Below are 3,076 nucleotides of genomic sequence, written 5' to 3'. Positions count from 1 at the left end.
AGCGACCTTCATTTTCTCATCTTCGATCACGCTTAGAAGCGGAACGAATACCTGATTTAGTCTCGGCTCGATGGTTCGATCTACGAGCTCCGGATTTACTTTTCTTTTCCCCAGGTTTCTGAACCGAAACATGAGCAGCTTGTTTCTCAAGCGCTCCGCCCTTTCCCTATACTCGTCGGTAAGGTTAATGGGAATATCCTCTCTCAGTCGCCTCTGGCCCATCTCTTCAGTAATGCATCGGGACTCCAAAGCTTTATCTTCAAAGTATCCCCTGGTTGCCACTATCTTGGGGCCGAATACCTGATATGCTTTCGGGCTGAATTCCTTGCCGTTTACGGATTCGCTTCTCAAGACCGGAAATCCCTTTGCATTTCCGTTATTTAAAATCTTTACCACTTCTGCTTTCTCATCACTCATTCTGAAATCCCCCTCGTCAATGATGAGTGTCCCCCTGAATATGTGGAGTATCCGGAAAATGGGAGAGACTGTAGAAGCCCCGCTTGCAAATATCGGCTTATAACAGAGGGAGCCGAGAGTTAACAGGAATCTTGTCTTGCCGCTCCCCGCGTCTCCAATGACTCTCAGATACGGCAGCTCCTTGAAGTCGTCATATATCCAGCTAAAGAGAACGTAATACGAAGAGATGTTTTCGAACAAGGGAGAGAGGTCTACATAATCGTGAATGAATGCCCTGATCTCTTCAACGAGCTTTTCTTCGGATTCGTATTCCTCGGCTCCTGACGGGAACAGAATGACTTCGTTTTTGATGAGATTGTTATGAGGAGAATAAGGAGAGAGATAAACTTTATTTCCTGTCAATAATCTGCTTTCGTAGATAATCCCATCTTCATTAAAAACCGCAAATCCGGTTTCTTTCTTGCGAGGATCGTAGACCATTTCGGCTATTCTCCCATCTCCGAGGATTGTGGAGGGGATGTAGACCGTAGAATCCTTTCCTTTATGTGCTATCTCGCTTTGGAAAGAGCGCATGCTCACCCTTTTCGAATTCCCAACAAACTTTTTTGCATTCGTAATGGATTTTAGAAGATACTGTCTTTTACGGTTTCCCTTTTCTTTGTACTTGCCCGTCGTAGGATACTTCTCAAACACAGCAACAATTTCAGCCTCTCCATAGCCGTTACTCAAAAGTGAAGAGATGATGGCTTCGTCAGCCTCGGAACGGGAGCGATAGGAGGCTAGCTCACCAGTTTTATCATCCTCAACTACCAAAGCGGTATCCGGCCCCCGAGAAAAATCTCCCGCTATGAGCTTTCTCACCCTTTCGCTAATGTTCAAGTTATTAATGTCCACATCCGGCAACTCTCCGTTAGATTTGGGCAGCTCAACCGGAATTCGAGGAAGCTCATCTAGTACGGCTTCAATTACCTCAGGTGTGATTAAGGAGCTCTCCGCCATGTCCAGGAACTCTACAAGCGGGACCGGTGACGTATTCTTACTGTCTAAAATCACCCTTCGCTCTGGGGTGTTTATTAGGCCGCCGAAGTATGGCAGGTTTATGTAATTCCCGATCTCGCCTTCATTCAGGCGATCCTGTTTAGGGAACACTTCCAAAGTTAGATTCAGTTTTGAGAGGACTGTGTTTAAGATATGACGTATCTCTTTTGCTTTTACGGGCTTAGAAAAGAAAACCCATATGTGGTATCCCTTAGACTTGGAGCGCTCTATAAAGGCTGGCTTCATCCCAATGTTCCAGAGCTGATCCCTGATCTCGAGTGCAAGGCTTAAATCATCCCTGTCTAAATCTATAGAACCAAATCGGCAGGTACCGTCATCGATAAGTGGATAAATGCCTAAAGAGGTCTTTCCAATCAAATGCAGAAAATAGCTCCTTTGTGTGACCGGCTGCCTTACACATTCTCCATGGACCGCACCCCAGGCGTCTTTTCTGCCTGAAAGGAGTCTCTCAAATCTGTCCGTAATATTCCTGAGCTGTTCTCGTGGGTAAAGATCATTCATAAGCCTGCATATCTGCTAAGGATAACCTTGATCGTTTCATTGAGGGTCAGGTGCTCTATTTCCATAATGAAGCTCAGAACGTCTCCGTTTCTCTCGCAACTGTCGCAGTGAAAGAAAGCTTTATTCCTGTCCACGGCAATTGAGCCGTCGCACCCCATGAAAGGGCATTTTCCTATAAGCTCACCTTCCGAATCAAAGAGGAGAGCATATTCCCTCACTACTTGGTCGAGAGATAGTTTCGCTTTTATGGTTTCTATCAGTGGAGGAAGCAGATTATTGGGTTGATAGTCTTCAGGAAATCTTGTCATAGAATATTGGTTGAGTTTTATAAGTGCATCGTTGTATGTTCCCCGCGCTTTCTTTTCCGCAGATATGCGAGCGCAAGCGTTAAGGCGTCAAACATATTCATCCAGTACAAGTCCTTTGAGGTCCACAGAATCCTTCCTTTCTGCGGAAGATATGCTGTGAGTTCAGGGTATAAGGCAGTGATATGGGCGGCCGCATTAAATTTTGTTGGCTTTCCATCCTTCATGAGACTTTTAATTGCAGATGCAGGTTCAATTTCATGGACCCTGATTCTTTGTTTGATGGCGAACCGCTTTATTTTGTTTGTGCCTCTTTTGAGCATCGGGTTGCCCTTTCTATACGAATGAGACAATTTTCCTAAAATAAGAACTCTGGGCTTATAGGTTCTTATGAGATCAACTCCCGGAACAGTTTCTTTTTTGACTTTCTTCTTAAAATTCTTCACCCCGTACCGAATGAGAATTTCATCATCAAGCAGAGCATAACCCATTTCTTTTATACCCAGATCGAGTGCAAGCATCCGAGTTCGTCCATGCAAAAATGACATACAGCTAGACTATCTTTTTATAATCTTTTGACCTTTCCATTTCTCCGGACAGTGCCCGTTCCTTCTTTTCAACATCTCTTCTGAGACTAATGTCTAAATCCCCGAACAGTGATTCGACTGGAACATCGAGAATGTATGCGAGCTTGAGAGCATTCTCAAGACTGGGGAGAATCTTTCCACTTTCCCACTTTGAAAACTGCGTCGAACATGTATGCCCGAGAAGATATGCTATGCGCTTTTGGCCTA

The 3,076-nt window shown here is 44.7% G+C and carries 3 protein-coding genes and 1 pseudogene (1 of these 4 cut by a window edge); all 4 read right to left on the bottom strand.

The annotated features are described in order from the left end of the window. The coding region (locus tag COU47_03675) for a hypothetical protein (GenBank protein ID PIR69437.1) at nt 1-1,977 on the bottom strand (1,977 nt) is incomplete at its 3' end. Continuing rightward, complete coding sequence (locus COU47_03670) at nt 1,974-2,285, bottom strand: hypothetical protein (protein ID PIR69436.1); 312 nt, start codon at nt 2,283-2,285, stop codon at nt 1,974-1,976. The genes COU47_03675 and COU47_03670, both read right to left, overlap by 4 nt. Nucleotides 2,286-2,302: 17 nt before the next feature. Continuing rightward, a complete protein-coding gene (locus tag COU47_03665) occupies nt 2,303-2,830 on the bottom strand; it encodes a hypothetical protein (protein PIR69435.1) in 528 nt (175 codons plus the stop codon). Between the two features lie 4 nt (nt 2,831-2,834). Beyond that, nucleotides 2,835-3,076 (bottom strand): annotated as a pseudogene (locus COU47_03660) (hypothetical protein); it runs 28 nt beyond the window's last position.

This window comes from Candidatus Niyogibacteria bacterium CG10_big_fil_rev_8_21_14_0_10_46_36 (assembly GCA_002772995.1).
GTDB lineage: Bacteria > Patescibacteriota > Minisyncoccia > 1-14-0-10-42-19 > 1-14-0-10-42-19 > 1-14-0-10-46-36.
This window is presented reverse-complemented; position numbering and strand designations above follow the sequence as displayed.